14 protein-coding genes are annotated in these 17,243 nt (G+C 47.3%); 3 read left to right on the top strand and 11 right to left on the bottom strand.

The annotated features are described in order from the left end of the window. Positions 1 to 20: 20 nt before the first annotated feature. From rseP to rpsB, 8 genes are all read right to left on the bottom strand, one after another. Positions 21 to 1,373, bottom strand: coding sequence for a sigma E protease regulator RseP (rseP, locus tag CWB98_RS19125; protein WP_138546287.1), 1,353 nt, complete (start codon positions 1,371 to 1,373; stop codon positions 21 to 23). An 8-nt stretch (positions 1,374 to 1,381) separates the two neighbouring features. After that, positions 1,382 to 2,569 carry a 1-deoxy-D-xylulose-5-phosphate reductoisomerase gene (gene ispC / locus CWB98_RS19120; RefSeq protein WP_138546286.1) on the bottom strand — a complete coding sequence of 396 codons (1,188 nt, stop codon included), beginning with the start codon at positions 2,567 to 2,569 and terminating at the stop codon, positions 1,382 to 1,384. Further along, positions 2,566 to 3,432, bottom strand: a complete 867-nt coding sequence (locus tag CWB98_RS19115; RefSeq protein ID WP_138546285.1) for a phosphatidate cytidylyltransferase — start codon at positions 3,430 to 3,432, stop codon at positions 2,566 to 2,568. The genes ispC and CWB98_RS19115 overlap by 4 nt, the downstream gene beginning before the upstream one ends. 11 nt (positions 3,433 to 3,443) lie before the next feature. Then, complete coding sequence (locus CWB98_RS19110; RefSeq protein WP_138546284.1) at positions 3,444 to 4,217, bottom strand: isoprenyl transferase; 774 nt, start codon at positions 4,215 to 4,217, stop codon at positions 3,444 to 3,446. Positions 4,218 to 4,294: 77 nt separating this feature from the next. Then, positions 4,295 to 4,852 (bottom strand): ribosome recycling factor, encoded by a 558-nt coding sequence (gene frr / locus CWB98_RS19105; RefSeq protein WP_010385751.1) that lies wholly within the window; start codon positions 4,850 to 4,852, stop codon positions 4,295 to 4,297. Between the two features lie 84 nt (positions 4,853 to 4,936). Beyond that, complete coding sequence (gene pyrH, locus CWB98_RS19100) at positions 4,937 to 5,677, bottom strand: UMP kinase (RefSeq protein ID WP_010385750.1); 741 nt, start codon at positions 5,675 to 5,677, stop codon at positions 4,937 to 4,939. A gap of 150 nt (positions 5,678 to 5,827) precedes the next feature. Next, on the bottom strand, positions 5,828 to 6,679 hold the full coding sequence (gene tsf, locus CWB98_RS19095; protein WP_125783261.1) for a translation elongation factor Ts: 852 nt from the start codon (positions 6,677 to 6,679) through the stop codon (positions 5,828 to 5,830). Positions 6,680 to 6,841: 162 nt separating this feature from the next. Beyond that, positions 6,842 to 7,570, bottom strand: a complete 729-nt coding sequence (gene rpsB, locus CWB98_RS19090; protein ID WP_049866374.1) for a 30S ribosomal protein S2 — start codon at positions 7,568 to 7,570, stop codon at positions 6,842 to 6,844. Between the two features lie 316 nt (positions 7,571 to 7,886). Between rpsB and map the strand changes: the two genes are divergently transcribed. The 3 genes from map (at position 7,887) to dapD (ending at position 12,461) form a co-directional block, all read left to right on the top strand. Then, positions 7,887 to 8,678, top strand: coding sequence for a type I methionyl aminopeptidase (gene map / locus CWB98_RS19085; protein ID WP_138546283.1), 792 nt, complete (start codon positions 7,887 to 7,889; stop codon positions 8,676 to 8,678). Between the two features lie 325 nt (positions 8,679 to 9,003). Continuing rightward, positions 9,004 to 11,622, top strand: coding sequence for a [protein-PII] uridylyltransferase (glnD, locus tag CWB98_RS19080; RefSeq protein WP_138546282.1), 2,619 nt, complete (start codon positions 9,004 to 9,006; stop codon positions 11,620 to 11,622). A gap of 11 nt (positions 11,623 to 11,633) precedes the next feature. Next, a complete protein-coding gene (gene dapD / locus CWB98_RS19075; RefSeq protein ID WP_138546281.1) occupies positions 11,634 to 12,461 on the top strand; it encodes a 2,3,4,5-tetrahydropyridine-2,6-dicarboxylate N-succinyltransferase in 828 nt (275 codons plus the stop codon). A gap of 52 nt (positions 12,462 to 12,513) precedes the next feature. On the opposite strand, the gene CWB98_RS19070 is transcribed toward dapD, so the two are convergent. The 3 genes from CWB98_RS19070 to CWB98_RS19060 form a co-directional block, all read right to left on the bottom strand. After that, positions 12,514 to 14,601: a TonB-dependent receptor plug domain-containing protein gene (locus CWB98_RS19070; protein WP_138546280.1), complete on the bottom strand. Its 2,088-nt coding sequence runs from the start codon at positions 14,599 to 14,601 to the stop codon at positions 12,514 to 12,516. A gap of 254 nt (positions 14,602 to 14,855) precedes the next feature. After that, the gene (locus CWB98_RS19065; RefSeq protein WP_138546279.1) at positions 14,856 to 16,055 is read right to left on the bottom strand and encodes a helix-turn-helix transcriptional regulator; all 1,200 of its coding nucleotides are present in this window, start codon (positions 16,053 to 16,055) and stop codon (positions 14,856 to 14,858) included. A 208-nt stretch (positions 16,056 to 16,263) separates the two neighbouring features. Then, positions 16,264 to 17,217: a heme-binding protein gene (locus CWB98_RS19060; protein WP_138546278.1), complete on the bottom strand. Its 954-nt coding sequence runs from the start codon at positions 17,215 to 17,217 to the stop codon at positions 16,264 to 16,266. Between the last annotated feature and the right edge of the window lie 26 nt (positions 17,218 to 17,243).

Genomic DNA, 17,243 nt, shown 5'->3' with positions numbered 1-17,243 from the left:
TTGCTATCGCACCTTGCGGCCTAAAGCCTCGATACATCGTTAAGTAGTGCAAAACAAGTTAGCGCCAGGAGCACAACCGCACCCACCTTGTAGCCTAACTCTTGTGTCTTTTCAGAGACCGGTTTTTTGCGAATAAGTTCAATAAAGTAATACATTAAGTGCCCGCCATCTAAGACCGGCAGGGGTAAAAGGTTGAAAACCCCAAGGTTCACACTAATTAAGGCCAAAAAGCCTAAAAATGCGACAAACCCGTAACTCACACTATTTCCGGCTCCAACAGCAATGCCAACTGGCCCACTGAGATTCTTAACCGATACCTGACCGGTCAATAAATTGCCAATCATCTCAAAACTGAGCGCCGTCAAATCGTAGGTCTTTTTAACGCCCAGCACGATACTATCGAATACCCCGTATTGTCTAGTTTCAATATAGCCTTCGGGCCAGGGTTCAAGCACAGGGACAACCCCCAAATAGCCTGTCATAACCCCGGTGCGGTCTTCTCGCCCCTGTGGTGTTGGGTAAAGGTCGATCTCCTGTCCTGCTCGCTGCACAACTAAATGACTGCGTTTTTGCGCTGAGGTTTGAACCAGTTGAACAAATTGTTCCCAGGAGTCGAGAGATTCATTATTGTAACGCAGCAGTTTATCGCCGACTTGCAACCCACCAGCCTCTGCAGCTGAGCCTTTGGCAACCTGAGCGATTTCCAGCTTCAGTTCTGGTCGGTAAGGTTGGATCCCAATAGATGTCAGTGGAGGTACATCCTGCTCGTCCAGTCGCCACTCGCGGGTATCGAGTTGACGCAGTGCAAGTTGTCCCTTGCTGTCCTGCACTTTGAGTATCATCTCTGATTCACCTAAACCACTCATCAGTGCAAACGTCACTTCCTGCCACGACTGAACCAGCTGCTCATCAACACTAATGATGCGATCCCCAGGTTGCACTTGCGCCAGCTCAGCAATGCTATTTTCAGTCGCGGCACCGACAACAGGTTTGGCATTTTGCACCCCGATCATATACATCAGAGCCAGTGCGAAAATGGCAAAGATAAAGTTTGCAAGTGGACCTGCAGCTGAAATCGCAATTCTGGAAAGAACGGGTTTGTTGTTAAAAGACAAGTGTTGTTCTGATGCTTCGACTTCATCCACTCGTTCATCTAACATGCGAACGTATCCACCCAAGGGGATAGCAGCTATCACATATTCAGTACCGAGCTTGTCGTACCAACGTACCAAGGGTTTACCGAATCCGATAGAAAAGCGAAGTACCTTGACGCCAGCTTTTCTGGCAACCCAAAAATGGCCATATTCATGTACAGCCACTAAGATCCCCAGTGCGACGATGAAAGAACCCAGGTTCCAGAAAAACTCCAACATAACAACTCCTACTTAATGATCAGTTCCCTGGCCAGTCTGCGCGCCTGTGCATCCTGTGCCATAATTGCGTCCACAGAGTGTAATGGTTCCTGATGGCAGCGTTCAAGCACTTCGGCATTGATGCGATAAATATCGCAAAATCCAATTTGTTCATTCAAAAAGGCAGCGACCGCTATTTCGTTCGCCGCATTCAGTGTTGTTGTTGCTGCCTGACCGCTGCGACATGCATCGATTGCCAACTTTAAGTTGGGATAGCGATTGAAATCGGGCTTAGTGAAGGTGAAGTCAACAATATCTGAAAAATCCAGTGGTTTTACACCGGCTTCGATTCGCTCTGGATACGCCAGCCCATAGGCTATTGGCGTGCGCATATCAGGTTGTCCCATCTGTGCTATAACAGAGCCGTCTACATACTGCACCATAGAGTGGATCATGCTTTGCGGATGGATCACTACTTCTATGTCGTCCGCCTGACAGTGAAAAAGCCACTTTGCTTCAACAAACTCAAGGCCTTTATTCATCATGGTCGCGGAATCAACAGAAATTTTCTGCCCCATTGACCAGTTTGGATGTGCAACCGCTTCAGCAACGGTGACATCAGGCAACGTCTCAATTGCACGATTCAGGAAAGGACCTCCAGAGCCGGTAAGGAGAATTTTTTTGATCCCCTGAGTGTCTAGCTGATTGCTCTGGCCATTTTGAACAGCCGTTGGCAGGCACTGAAAAATAGCATTATGCTCGCTGTCTATGGGTAGCAAAGTCGCCCCATGGCGTTTCACTTTATCCATAAACAACTGACCAGACATCACTAAAGATTCTTTGTTGGCCAGCAGGACTTTCTTGCCCTGTTCAACCGCCGCCAGCGTAGGCAGCAAACCTGCAGCACCGACGATAGCCGACATGACAATATCGACGTCAGGGTGGGCAGCCATATCACACATTGCCTGAGTGCCACTGAGGACTTCTGTCGGCAGACCACGCAATACTTCGCTTACCTGCCTGGCTGTCTCTTCAGTGCGCATGACGACGTAACGAGGTTGATGCTCAAGGGCCTGCTCAATAACCAGCGATGCATTACTGCCAGCTACCAGCGCAAAAACCTGATACCGCGTGCTGTTTCTGCCTACGACATCAAGCGTGGATGTACCAATTGAACCAGTAGACCCCAAGATAACCAGGTTTTGTTTGTCACTCATAGTGTCACCGTCCAGGCATACAACAAAGCGAAAATCGGCGCAGCAGCGGTGAGGCTGTCTATGCGGTCCAAAATACCACCATGACCAGGCAAGCATTTACCTGAGTCCTTTAAGCCAGCTTCACGTTTAAACATGCTTTCGAGTAGATCGCCAATGGCCGAGAACAGTGCAATGACCACAGTCAGACCCGCATATAACAACCATTGATGACTCGCCACATCACTGCAATAGCAAAAGATAATGACAAAAACGACAGCGGTCAGCAGGCCTCCAACTAACCCCTCAATGGTTTTGTTAGGACTGACGTTGGGCATCAACTTATGCTTACCGAAATTCTTACCTGCGAAATAAGCACCTATATCTGCACTCCAGACAATGCCCAGCACCACCATAATCAGTACAGAGCCATACTGCTCAGCCTGATGGTATTCAGCGCTACGCAGTACATTGAGTGCCAGCCACAGCGGGATAAGCGTTAGAAAACCGGCTATGGTGCGCATGATCATGCCTTCGTTCCACGCTTTAGCCATACGCGGGTAGTTCATCACAAGGACCGTTGCGACCAACCACCAGGCTGCCGCAAGCGTAAAGACATAGTTTGCATCTGCAACCAAACGCCCTTGCTGCCACAATTCAGTAATAGGCCAGTGTACATGAAGCCCGCCCAATACCGCCGCCATTATAAGAACATAAATGCCTTTGTGGAGCCGGTTTGTCAGGCCAATAAACGCCGCCCATTCCCAGGCACCCATTAAAATAATGGCGCCGGCAATCACGCTAAATAGATTTAGTGGTGTGAAAAACACCAATAGTAAGGCCAGTGGCGCCAGCACCACCGACGTCATAACACGTTGTTTTAACAAATTTTATACCTTCAACTTGTTGTTTTGCGCTCGGCGAGTAATTGTTTTATTTGTTCGCCGGTACAACCGAAACGTCGCTCTCTGGAAACGTAGCAGGCAAGCGCCTCAGAAAACGCTTCTTCATTAAAATCTGGCCATAGCGTTTCGGTAAAATAGAGTTCAGCATACGCAGCTTGCCACAGTAAGAAATTACTGATGCGATAATCCCCACCTGTTCTGATCAGTAGATCGAGTGGACTTTGATCCGCCATGGTTAGCTGTGATGATAGCGCCTCTTCCGTGATATCGGTTGGCTGAATCTCACCATTAGCAACCTGCTGCGCAAGAGATTGGCTCGCTTGCACGATGTCCCAGCGGCCACCATAGTTTGCTGCAATATTCAGCTTCAAACCCGTATTACTTTCAGTTAACTGTTCTGCATCAGCGACTTTTTCTTGTAACCCGGCAGGAAAACGCGAAATATCACCAATGATAGATAGCTTCACATTATTCTTGTGGAGCTTTTTAACTTCTTTACTCAAAACAAACAGGAATAATTCCATCAAAGTACTGACTTCGTCTTCAGGACGACGCCAGTTTTCGCTACTAAAGGCGAACAACGTCAATGACTCTATCCCTAGCTTAGAGCAAAACTGCACAGCACTGCGAACTGAATCGACCCCTTTTTTGTGGCCAAATGCACGGGGACGTTTGCGCGCCTGAGCCCAGCGTCCATTTCCATCCATAATGATGGCAACATGTTTGGGCAGAGATTGCTGTGAAATTGCGTCAGCGGTTAAAATCATAATGCCTATTTAAGTAAAAAAAAACGCCGTCTAGTATACCTTAGACGGCGCTGCAAACCTAATAAATTTGTGGTTGCTTAGATTTCCATCAGCTCTGCTTCTTTCGCGCTCAGCTGGGTGTCCATCTCTTTGATAAACTTATCAGTTAGCTTCTGGATCTCGTCTTCTGCCTGACGTGCTTCGTCCTCAGAAATCTCTTTGTCTTTAAGTAGAGACTTGACGTCACCATTTGCATCACGGCGGATATTACGTACCGCAACACGACCACCTTCAACTTCGCCACGTACGATCTTGATAAGATCCTTACGACGCTCTTCAGTCAATGGAGGGAGTGGAACACGAATAACGGTGCCTGCAGACATCGGGTTCAGGCCTAAATCAGACGCCATGATGGCTTTTTCTACTGCTTGTGCCAGAGACTTGTCGAATACGCTGATAGCCAGAGTACGAGAGTCTTCTACCGTCACGTTTGCAACCTGATTCAGTGGCGTGTCAGCACCGTAGTAAGATACTGAAATACCATCAAGTAATGCCGGGTGCGCACGGCCAGTACGGATTTTTGACAGCTGGCTTGCCAACGCAGCTACACTTTTTGTCATACGCTCTTGCGCATCTTTTTTAATATCATCAATCACAGTGCTATCCTATTCTTTACTGTATTAATCGGACTCAGCTGGCGAGTTTAATTACTGTTTTGGTTAGGCTTTTTACCTAAGCACTTACTCCGCAGCTGGTTGTGTACTGATTAAAGTGCCTTCTTCTTCACCCATGATAACACGCTTTAGCGCGCCTGGTTTGTTCATGTTGAATACGCTTAAAGGCATGTTGTGGTCACGAGCCAGGGTAAATGCCGCCAGGTCCATAACCTTTAATTCTCTTTCAATCACTTCATTGTAAGTCAGGTGACGATGCAGTTCTGCATCCGGGTTTTTCACCGGGTCATCACTGAATACACCATCTACTTTAGTGGCCTTGATCACTGTATCCGCTTCAATTTCAATACCGCGCAGACAGGCTGCTGAATCTGTGGTGAAGAACGGATTACCAGTACCCGCTGAGAAGATCACGACGCGACCTGATTTCAGCAAGCTGATTGCTTCTGCCCAGTTGTACGCATCACATACACCATTGAGTGGAATAGCAGACATCAGGCGAGCATTCACAAACGCTCGATGCAACGCATCACGCATTGCCAGACCATTCATAACCGTTGCCAGCATACCCATGTGGTCACCCACTACGCGGTTCATACCCGCTTCGGCCAAAGAGCCGCCACGTAAGAAGTTACCGCCGCCGATAACCAAACCCACTTCTACGTCGAGTTCTACAAGTTCTTTTATTTCTTGGGCCATACGATCCAGTACTTTAGGATCGATTCCAAAGCCTTCATCTCCCATCAAAGCTTCGCCGCTAAGTTTAAGAAGAACGCGTCTAAAAACAGGTTTTCGATTGATAGTCATAATTTCCGGGCCAAATTAAAAGTGAGATACAAAATAACCGCGCTTATGCTACACATAAATGCGCGGTTATTTTAGAGAATTTTGTGCAGTGACGCAAAAGCAAATCTCGTCTCGAGGAGGCTTTTGCATCACTTAATCACCTAAGCGTGATTATTCGCCTTTCGCAGCTGCGATTTGAGCAGCAACTTCAGCAGCGAAGTCTTCTTCTTTCTTCTCGATACCTTCACCTACTTCAAGGCGAATGAATGAAGAAACAGAAGCACCTTTCTCTTTCAGGTACTCGCCAACAGACTTCTTAGGCTCCATGATGAACGCCTGACCAGTAAGAGAGATCTCACCAGTGAACTTCTTCATGCGGCCAACAACCATTTTCTCAGCGATTTCAGCAGGCTTGCCTTCGTTCATAGCGATTTCAACCTGAACCGCTTTTTCTTTCTCTACAACCTCAGCAGGTACGTCTTCTGGGTTTAGGTAGTCAGGCTTAGAAGCAGCAACGTGCATTGCAACGTGCTTCAGAGTCTCTTCGTCAGCGTCACCAGTTACAACAACACCGATACGGTCGCCGTGACGGTATGCAGAGATGTTTTCGCCGTCGATGTACTCAACGCGACGAACGTTGATGTTTTCACCGATTTTAGCAACCAGTGCAACACGCGTTTCTTCGAACTGAGCTTTCAAAGTTTCGATGTCTGTCTTAGCTTCAGCAGCAGCGTCAAGAACAGTGTTAGCGAAACCCAGGAAGTTTTCGTCTTTAGCAACGAAGTCAGTTTGACAGTTAACTTCTAGAAGTGCAGCGAAACCTTCACCTTGCTTGATAAGGATTGTACCTTCAGCAGCAATGTTACCAGCTTTTTTAGCCGCTTTAGCAGCACCGCTCTTACGCATGTTCTCGATCGCCAGATCGATGTCACCGTTAGTTTCAGTCAGTGCTTTTTTACAATCCATCATGCCAGCGCCAGTACGCTCGCGAAGTTCTTTAACTAGGGCAGCAGTTACAGCCATTAGAATATCCTCAATTCTGAATTCGGTTTTTTGATAAGCGAATTACCGCTTGTAAAGAATATCAAGTCTTCGGAAAAATAAGATGAAGACTTGATGACAGCTTAGTGCGTTACAACCGGCCACCCGCACACCTGTGTTGCCAGTGGCACGGTTTGTAATCTATTACTCAGCTTCTACGAAGTCGTCGCTTTCAGCTTGAGCAACGATGTTGCTTTCACGACCTTCAGTGATAGCAGTCGCAACAGCACCAGTGTAAAGCTGGATAGCGCGGATCGCGTCATCGTTACCTGGGATGATGAAGTCAACGCCATCTGGGTTAGAGTTAGTATCAACAACAGATACTACTGGAATGCCCAGGTTGTTTGCTTCACGGATAGCGATGTGCTCGTGGTCAGCATCGATGATGAAGATAGCGTCTGGAAGACCGCCCATATCTTTGATACCACCAAGGCTTTTCTCAAGCTTTTCCATTTCGCGAGTTTTCATCAAAGCTTCTTTTTTAGTCAGCTTCTCGAAAGTACCGTCTTGGCTTTGAGTTTCAAGGTCTTTAAGACGCTTGATTGATTGACGAACTGTTTTCCAGTTAGTCAACATACCACCTAACCAACGGTGATTTACGTAGAACTGCTCGCTTTGAATAGCTGCTTCTTTAACTGCTTCGCTTGCAGCGCGCTTAGTACCTACGAAAAGGATTTTACCTTTGTTAGATGCAACGTTCGAAAGGAACTTAAGTGCATCGTTGAACATAGGAACTGTCTTTTCCAGGTTGATGATATGTACACGGTTACGAGCGCCGAAGATGAAAGGCTTCATCTTAGGGTTCCAGTAACGAGCCTGGTGACCGAAGTGAACACCAGCTTGAAGCATATCGCGCATTGAAACGTTTGCCATTTGTATTTTCCTCTAATTTAGTTAGGGTTAGGCCTCCACATATCCCATAACACCAACAAGTTCGAAAATTCGGTTACCCGATAATTTGTCCCGAGCTTGCACCCAAGTGTATGTGTCGATATGTGTGTGTGTTAAAATTAAATTTCGTGTTGTCTTCGTTACAAACAACCCTAGAGCCAAATCGCCCTGAAAGATTTATTTGTAAAAAGACGGCGCGCTTTATACCATATAAAAGAAATTAACTCAACGTTTGGGCTAAAAATCGTTCATAAACTAGCCTGACGTTGTTGCGTCGAAACTATGACTTGGAGTCTCAATGAGTGCAGTGATCAAAACCCCTGAAGAAATCGAAAAAATGCGTGTTGCCGGTAAGTTAGCCGCTGAAGTATTAGAAATGATTGAACCTTATGTCAAACCAGGGGTGACGACCGATGAGCTGAATACCATTTGTCATAATTATATTGTGGATGTGCAGCAGGCAGTGCCGGCACCACTTAACTACCACGGTTTCCCTAAGTCTATTTGTACCTCTGTAAATCACGTCATTTGTCACGGTATTCCTAACGACAAGCCACTCAAAGAGGGTGACATCATCAACATCGATGTGACAGTCATCAAAGACGGCTACCATGGCGATACCTCAAAGATGTTCTTTGTGGGTACGCCAAGTATTCAGGGCAAACGTTTGAGTGAAGTCACTCAGGAAGCCCTGTATATCGGTATTCGCATGGTAAAACCTGGCGTACGCATTGGTGACATCGGCGCTGCTATCCAAAAATATGCCGAGGGCTTTAACTACTCTATCGTACGCGAATATTGCGGCCACGGTATTGGTGCTGAGTTCCACGAAGAGCCGCAAATCGTTCACTACGGTAAACCAGGAACCGGTGAAGCCCTGCAAGCGGGTATGTGCCTGACCATTGAGCCTATGGTCAATGCCGGTAAACGCCACTGTAAATTGCTTAAAGACGACTGGACCGTGGTCACTAAGGACCGTAGCCTGTCTGCCCAGTGGGAACACACACTGTTGGTAACTGAAAATGGGGTAGAAATCCTGACACTGCGCAGCGACGACAGCATTGAAAGAGTGATTGAGCACAAAGCATAAGCTGATACCAATTTCACTTAATACCTGTTCAATTTGACGGAGCAAATATAACGGTAACGGTGTTAAAAATTTCTCATTTAGAACAACTAAATAGCAAAATTTTTGCCTAGTTATCGACTATATTTTCTCGCCTCAAAATAGAACACTTAATCAAGCAAATTGGTATGAACTCAAAAACGCCACCAGCCGGTGGCGTTTTGCTTTGCTGGTCTGTATGCTGCCTTTTCATCCACTTAAGCGCCCTTCCTCTATCACTTCCTCGCATTTTTTTGCCACTTAGTGTAAAACTGAGCTGTGAGTTTTGCGCGCAACATAGGGAGCCCAGGTGGCACTACCAAACAAAGTAAAAACGCTTCTCGACGAAGCGCAAACCTTGAATGACTACAAAAACTGCCAGGCCTATTTTTATAAATGGCTAAACAATCAGTTTTCTAAACAACCTGTCCGGCAGCTGATCAATGCCCGAGCTGAATTTATTGACAGGCTGTTGATCAAGCTCTATTCCGACACCGGATTGGCCCAATTTCCCGACCTCGCACTCATTGGCGTGGGTGGATACGGGCGCGGCGAGTTACACCCATATTCAGACATCGATTTTTTACTGCTCTGCAAAGTGGAGCCTGGGCCTGAACTGACAGAATCATTAGAGTCTTTTATGACTTTGCTGTGGGATCTGAACCTGGATATTGGCCACAGTGTGAGAACCCACGAGCAGGTGCTGGAGCAAAAACGTGAAGACGTCCACTTTACCACCAGCTTACTGGAGAGCCGCTTGATTTGTGGTAATCACGTCGAGTTCGAGCGGCTGAAAAGCCATATTGTGGAAACGCCCATCTGGCAATCCGATGAGTTCTTCATAGCCAAGGTCAAAGAGCAGCGCCTGCGACGCAAAAAGTGCCACGGTACCGCTTATAACCTGGAACCAAATATCAAAGAGAACCCCGGCGGCCTGCGCGACCTTCAGACCATCTTCTGGGTGGCTAAAAAGCACTTTCATGCCGAAACGCTGGAGGAGCTGATAAGCCACGGCTACCTGACTCACGAAGAATATCAGGAATTGCTGGAGTGCCTCGAAAACCTCTGGAATATCCGTTTTGCATTGCATCTGGCTGCCGGGCGTAGCGAAAACCGCCTGCTCTTTGACTATCAGCCTCATGCGGCCGAGTTATTAGGGTTTGGCTCAGAAGGTAAAGCGTCCGTTGAGCGTATGATGAAACGCCTGTTCCGGATCATGAGCCGGGTGCGGGAGATGAATCAAATGCTGCTGTCGTATTTTGAGCAAAGCATTTTACCGGATCAAAGCGAGCAAACTGTGGTACCACTCGACAACCACTTTGAACGTGTTGGCAAAAAAATTCGGGTCAAGAACCCCTCGGTGTTCTTTCGTCGGGAAAATCTGATCTTATTGTTTGAGCACATTGCCGATCATCCCGAGATAACCGACATCGACCCCAGCACCATCCGTACCGTTCGTCAGGTAAGGCGACGCCTGCTGGGTGACTTGCAGGATTATGCTGCTTGTCGCGACGCATTTATGCGCCTGCTTAAGCACCCCAACGGTATGGGTCGCGCATTTACCTTAATGCACAAGCACGGGATCATTGCCGCCTATTTGCCACAATGGCGCAATATCTTTGGTCAGATGCAATTCGACTTATTCCACGCCTATACCGTGGATGAGCACACCCATAAATTGATCAATAATATTTATCGCTACTTCAGCCACGAACATCAGGGTGAATTCCCACTGTGCTCTGAAATTGTCACCCGCATGGATAAACCCGAATTATTGTATTTGGCAGGAATTTTCCATGACATTGCCAAGGGCCGAGGTGGAGATCACTCAGAGCTGGGGGCTGTGGATGCCTCAGCCTTTGCGCGTATGCATGGTTTTTCTTCGTCCGATAGCAAATTGGTTGCCTGGCTGGTTGAAAATCACCTGCTAATGTCAGTCACGGCGCAGCGTAAAGACATTAATGACCCGGATGTGATTAACGAATTTGCCTCTCGTATAAAAAACGAACGCCAACTCGATTACCTCTATTGTCTCACTGTGGCAGATATTCGTGCCACCAATGACAATCTCTGGAATGACTGGAAAAACACCCTGTTACGAGAGCTTTATTTACATACGCAGCGCGCACTGCGACTGGGGCTTGAAAATCCCATGGATATGCGAGACCAAATTCGTGATAAAAAACAACAGGCCAAGCAACGGCTTATCAACAAAGAATACCGCGAAGATCTGATTGATATGATCTGGGCGCGCTTTAAAGCCAACTATTTCACCGCGTTTAGCGAACAACAAATTTCCTGGCATACCGAATACCTGCTTGGTCGTGATGATTTGAGCCAGCCTTGTGTGGTGGTCTCAGAACAACCTATGCATGGCGGCACTCAGGTATTTGTCTATGCGCCATACGAAGCGAGTTTGTTTGCCAAACTGGTGGCCGTGATTGGCTCCAAAAAAGCCCAGATCCAGCATGCGCAGGTCCTGACGACCAAAGATGGCTATGTGGTCTTTAGCTTTGTCATTCTGGAGGTTGATGGTCGACCTATCAGCGGTGGACGAGCTAAAACCCTGCGCCGCAGCTTAGAAGTGATCCTGACCGATCCGAAAAAGAAAATTCGGCTTAAGAAAAATCGCTCTCACCGCTTTAAAGACTTCAACATCAAACCTAAGGTGGTGGTACGCCCTCACGCACGCAGCGACCGCAACCTGATAGAGATACAGGCAGTAGATATTCCCGGCCTGTTGACTAAAATAGCCGAGGTATTTCAGCTTCATTCACTGCACATTCACGCCGCACGCATTACCACTGTGGGCGAACGCGCAGAGGATTTCTTTGTGGTCTCGGACAAAGATTATCAACGTCTCAGTGAAGATGCCAAAGCATCATTACATCGTTCACTGATGAAAAAACTCAATGCAGAATCTGAATAAATGAGGACACTATGTCGGATTTAAAAACCATTATTGAACAAGCTTGGGAACAACGCGATACCATCACACCAAGTGATGTGTCTCCTGAGGTTAAAAATGCCATTATTGACGCGCTGGCCATGCTGGACTCTGGCGCAGCTCGCGTTGCGGAAAAGATCAGCGGCGAGTGGGTTGTACACCAGTGGCTAAAAAAGGCGGTTCTGCTGTCATTTCGTATCCGTGACAACCAACCTCTGCATGATGGCGTTAACCAGTTTTACGATAAAGTGCCGCTTAAATTCAGCGACTACACGCCTGAGCAATTTCAGCAAGGTGGTATGCGTGTCGTGCCTAACGCCGTTGCACGGCAGGGCAGCTTTGTTGGAAAAAACGTGGTTCTGATGCCGTCTTATGTCAATATTGGCGCATACGTAGACGAAGGGACTATGGTCGATACCTGGGCTACCGTAGGGTCTTGCGCACAAATTGGTAAGAACGTGCACCTGTCAGGCGGTGTGGGCATTGGCGGTGTATTAGAGCCTCTGCAGGCCAACCCGACCATCATTGAAGACAATTGCTTCATCGGCGCTCGCTCTGAGATTGTTGAGGGTGTGATTGTTGAAGAAGGTGCTGTGATTTCTATGGGTGTGTATATTTCACAAAGCACCCGTATTTACGACCGTGAAACCGGTGAGATCCATTACGGCCGCGTACCAGCAGGTGCGGTAGTGGTGCCGGGCTCACTACCGAGCAAAGATGGCACGCATAGCCTGTATGCCGCCATTATAGTTAAGAAAGTTGACCAGCAAACCCGTGAGAAAGTAGGCATTAACGCCCTGCTTCGCTCTGTCCAGGATTGATAAGCTTTCACCTCATAGCCCGGTACAGTAACCGGGCTATGTATTTCTGACTTTAGAACTCCCACTTGATACCAAATGATGGAATGATGGGTAACCAGTGACCTCGCTCTTCTTTTTTAAGCAGCTTTCCCTGTTCATTGACGTTATAGCTTGTACGCTCGATACAACATTCATTGTCAAAATTCAGGACATTGGACACTTCAAAAAATACGGTTAACTCACTGTTTGATAATGGATAGATTTTGTGGATCCGGACATCTGCTCGCTTATAGTTTCCCAGTTTGAGCTGATTTCGCTCATTCAGATTTCGCTGAACTTCAACTTGTCCCCCTGAAGTTTGCAACAAAGACCCTGACTCTCCCGTGATTGGCCACCCAGAGTGAAAATACAGCAACCCGCTAAGCTGCCAACCATTATCGAACTCATAATTACTTGCCAGCTTCACTGAGTGCCTCTGGTCCCAGCTGCGAGGATACCAGCGCCCGTTTACCTTATCCTGCGCATTGGACCAGCTGTAACTTGCCTGCCACTGCCATTTGGGCGAGATACTGTGCTGAAAACTCAGTTCTACGCCTTTTACTCTGGCAGACTGAGGCGCGACCTGATATCTGTCTGCCTGTCCTTCAGGTAAAAACTCATAAATATCAAAGGCATTTTCGTACCATGGCCGAAGATCAGAGAGTTTTTTCAGATACGCCTCGGCGCGCCACTGAAACCTCGGACCTAGCGCCCCTTGATAGGACAAAATCATATGCCGGGCTTTTTCAACACCGTGAAATTGTGTGATACCGTCAGCAACCTGCAGGTCAAGAATATCCTCAGGCTGATAGTAATCACCGGCACTTAAAGAGACCTGATGACCTTCTGTAAATTGGTACAAAAGCGCAATTCTGGGACTCCATTGCGCTTTGGTGAATCCATAGTAACCTTGCTGATCCCAGCGCAAACCCAGCTCAGCTACCCAGGCGTCAGAGAGCCGCCAACGGTCGCTGACATAGGCACCAAACACATTACCGGATGCCGTTAACCGGGTCTTACGATAGCGGTAGTCTTCACCATCATAATTAAGCCGATACCAGGCTTCCATCCAGTAGTCATATTGTGCATCCAGATATTTCGCCTCAAAACCCGACTCTATGTAATGATCTTCACTAAGGTGCCACTGCCAGTCCTGCTTCAGGGAATAGGCGTAAAAGAACTTTTTATCATCCAGCATAAGCCATATTTCCGTCGGATCATACTGGCCACCACGCCGGTCCTCCTCTACTTTGGCGACTGACAATAAGGTCTGGCTACTCAAGTCTGCGTGCCAGTCTGAATTCAGTACTGTCCAAAAATAAACGCTACTGTACTGACCACTCACCTTTTCCTTAACCTGATACTCTGTTACCCCATCCCATTCTTTAAAGGTATCATCGAGTATTTCATCGTCCCAGGCATACAGGAAATGTCCCGACAGAGCATGCATATCCGACAGGTCGTAGCGCACTTTCACAAATAGATCGGCATAGATGGGCTCGAACTTATTTGACTCATCTTCAACCGCTTTAAGCACCAAGTCCAGATAGCCGCGCCGAGCCGACACCATCCAGGTGCCACGTTCGTTTGAAAATGTGCCTTGTGAACCGGCTCTGGCATTGATGAAGCTAGCCCCCAAACTACTTTTTTGTTCGGATATATCATAAATGCTATCAATGGCCATAACGCCGCTCATTTTGTTGCCATAGCGCGCTGTAAACCCACCACTGGAAAACTCTAACGCCCCTACGTTCTCAGTGTCTACTATGCTGAAGGCACTGTTGAAGCTCTTCATATGAAATGGCCGGTAAAGCTGCTGCCCATCCAGTAAGACAAGTACTTCATCCGAGTGACCACCACGAACAAAGAAATTAGCAGAATAATCTCCGGCTGCCACACCCGGTAAACTTGGCATGAGACGAAAAATATCGTCGGCAATATGGGGCATGACTTCTATGTGTTCTTTCGACAGAAAGTGTACCTTTTGCTCAGCAGCAAGCGTGTACTGACTGCCACTAACTGTTATACGCTCCAGGTCCGTGTCCGGTGAACTGGCGCAGACCATAGCTGTATTCAACGCACCATATAAAGTGGCTACACGAAGTAAATTGGGTAAAGTCATATTAACCCCCCGTGGCGCATTGACTGGACATGCACCTCTACCTCAGATTCATGATAAACATGTCTAATGAAAGAGCTGTGCTGACGATAGTGAACATGGGAGGGTGTATACTGAACGAACCTCAGGTGCCGATATAGCGACTGGTGAAACAGCCCCAGCTGAATGGGTACTTGTCTTGTCATTGTTGTTTTCTCCATTGAAATAACAATGACATCCTGTCGCGACAACTGACCTAAGTCGTCCTGCTCGACAGATCAGGACAACTTTTCTGCGAGCTGTTTGTGCTGTTTTCGGTATTCCCCCGGCGTTACCCCGGTATATCGTTTGAACGCCCCGTAAAACGCAGAGCGCGAATTAAAGCCGCTGTCCAGTGACACATCCAGAACACTCCTGTTCGGGTGCGCAAGCAACTGCGCCTGAGCATGTGTCACTCTCAGCTGATTAATAAAATCGAAAAAACTGATATTTTTACTTTGGTTGATCGCCTGTGAAACATGGTGCCGTGAGTGTCCGCTCGCACAGGCCAAGTCATGCAGTGTCAGATCCGGGTTTAAAAAGAGCTTTTCATCCTGAACCTGGTGTTCAATCAGCCTGCAAAGCTCAGCAGCCAGCGTTTCAGAAAGTGCCGAATTAACGTATTTGTTTGTTTCGGATTTTTCCAGCTCAAGATACTGATTACTCTGGGTAAATATTTCTGGTTGACGCAAACCATAATAACTCATCAGGTAGAACACTATCACAACACCCAACTCGGAGAAGAAGAATACCCGCTCTCCGATTAGCCAGTCGTAGTGACAACCTATCCCGGAACCATGATCAATGCAGGCCATGGCATTCACCTCGATGGCCTCATCGAGAAACCACAAACCATACAGCGAGCCTAGCATGAGCAATAATCGCTTCAGCCAGTTCAGGTTAATCAGCTCAAGTGACGAAAAGTTATTTTCTGAGACTATCTGATAGGTGCTAAGTCTACGCCACGATAAAACCAGATAAATTGCGACCTGGATCATAGCCCCAAAAATAAACCCGTTTTCATACCAGGACAGATACCAAACGGGTAAATCCGGCGCATACATATCACCATACAAAAACTGCCATTTACTCTGAGCGTCAAGTAAATAAAAAGGTGTGGCACACAACACGGCGATGAAAAATGGCAACAGATGCGTGCGTACAAAAGGAAGGTAAGCTGGCGAAGTTAATCTGCGTACATAGTAGTAGAAGCAAGGCGCCAATAAAAAAGTAACGGGCTCCTGAAAGCCTATCAAATAGGGGACGTAATAAAATGCGCCACTTTCATCGAGCAAAATAAAGAACAGCAGCGCAACAAAGCACTGGATACACAAGGCAAGCATTCTGTTAGCATCATTCGCTGTATTTTTGCGGATGAGCTCATAACTGAGATACAAGCCGTGCAGGCAACCCAAAGACAATATGACCAGTGTAAACATCTTAATTTATCCACATCAAAGCGAAAACCCGTTTCGAGCCTTTGGCTTGTGGCTTTATTGTTAATTATTTTTACACAGTGTGTTCCTTTATTAGAGAAAACGCAAGGCAAAATATAAAGTGCCATTTCATCACATCGAGAGCGAGCGCATGGCACTGAGGCTTATAACTGGCTTTACGGTAAGGCCAGTCTGAGGCTGGAGCAGTAAATTAAGTGGGTACCTTTTCCAGTGTATTAATGCTGATATGAGGCCAACGGATTAGCTCTCCCGGTCTGTCTTTACGATTAAAGAAATCCAGGATCACTGTCTGGGAATATTGCAACCAAAGCTTGGGATTACCATTTGAGTCGGTCTCTGTCAGTTCATAAATCCAGAATGTAGAATGCATCTCTGCTGCATTTGCCTGACGAGTAACGAATGGAATATTGTTTACAGATCCCGAAGCCGCGGTTGAACGTACTTCCAGCTTGGTCGTATTACGTACTTTGCCATCTCTGAGCAAAGGCGCGATTGCCTTTTGCAACAGTGCATTTGCCTGAGTTGGGTCAAATACCCCCTCAAACGGATGATCCCTGAAGTGTTTATAAGGGGCCAGATAAGGGCTTGTATCAATATCCCCCGCTACACCGACGGGTAGCCCGTTCAGTGCCGGTATTTCGAACCCTGAACGAGATTGTGCACTCTTACCCAATGCGATCACCGCATCGCCATGAGGAATACTAGACAAACGGGCAATATCCAGCTCATCGGTCAATTGATCCCGCATATGCAGCCATAACCCCGGCTCGTGGTGGATAGCCAGTCCGGGCTTGCCTGCCAGGCCTGAGTGAGGAAAATCATCCGCCGCAATCTGGTTGATGATTTGGGTATAATCGAGTGTAGCAACCGATTGGTCGTCAGGTATTCCTCTGTTTGGTACGCCTTTATCAACCAGATTGAAAGTCAGTGTTTCATCATACTGGTTCATCAACAAGCGATAATCCAGGTCTCCCGCTGCAAAAGGCAAGGCAATCATATTCCAGCCATGCCCCTGCAGGTCACCGATATTTTGCCAGCTGCCGGGCAGATGGCATAACGGGCCCAGTTCTGAGTCTTGTTGCTCTCCGATTATAATTTTACGTTGGTTCTGATCAAATCCCAACTGTGATTTAGGTGACGACATAAAAAGCTCCTTGTACTTGCTTGATT

The organism is Pseudoalteromonas rubra, from assembly GCF_005887115.1.
Classification (GTDB): Bacteria; Pseudomonadota; Gammaproteobacteria; order Enterobacterales; family Alteromonadaceae; genus Pseudoalteromonas; species Pseudoalteromonas rubra_F.
The sequence above is the reverse complement of the archived record's forward strand: the minus strand, read 5'-3'. Positions and strand labels throughout refer to the sequence as shown.

What these genes read in the sequence shown, in the direction of transcription:
- map (WP_138546283.1), top strand. Translation starts at nt 7,887, where the DNA reads ATGAGTGCAGTGATCAAAACCCCTGAAGAAATCGAAAAAATGCGTGTT.
- CWB98_RS19110 (WP_138546284.1), bottom strand. Translation starts at nt 4,217, where the DNA reads ATGATTTTAACCGCTGACGCAATTTCACAGCAATCTCTGCCCAAACAT.
- CWB98_RS19065 (WP_138546279.1), bottom strand. Translation starts at nt 16,055, where the DNA reads ATGTTTACACTGGTCATATTGTCTTTGGGTTGCCTGCACGGCTTGTAT.
- tsf (WP_125783261.1), bottom strand. Translation starts at nt 6,679, where the DNA reads ATGGCTGTAACTGCTGCCCTAGTTAAAGAACTTCGCGAGCGTACTGGC.
- CWB98_RS19070 (WP_138546280.1), bottom strand. Translation starts at nt 14,601, where the DNA reads ATGACTTTACCCAATTTACTTCGTGTAGCCACTTTATATGGTGCGTTG.
- ispC (WP_138546286.1), bottom strand. Translation starts at nt 2,569, where the DNA reads ATGAGTGACAAACAAAACCTGGTTATCTTGGGGTCTACTGGTTCAATT.
- pyrH (WP_010385750.1), bottom strand. Translation starts at nt 5,677, where the DNA reads ATGACTATCAATCGAAAACCTGTTTTTAGACGCGTTCTTCTTAAACTT.
- rseP (WP_138546287.1), bottom strand. Translation starts at nt 1,373, where the DNA reads ATGTTGGAGTTTTTCTGGAACCTGGGTTCTTTCATCGTCGCACTGGGG.
- CWB98_RS19060 (WP_138546278.1), bottom strand. Translation starts at nt 17,217, where the DNA reads ATGTCGTCACCTAAATCACAGTTGGGATTTGATCAGAACCAACGTAAA.
- dapD (WP_138546281.1), top strand. Translation starts at nt 11,634, where the DNA reads ATGTCGGATTTAAAAACCATTATTGAACAAGCTTGGGAACAACGCGAT.
- rpsB (WP_049866374.1), bottom strand. Translation starts at nt 7,570, where the DNA reads ATGGCAAACGTTTCAATGCGCGATATGCTTCAAGCTGGTGTTCACTTC.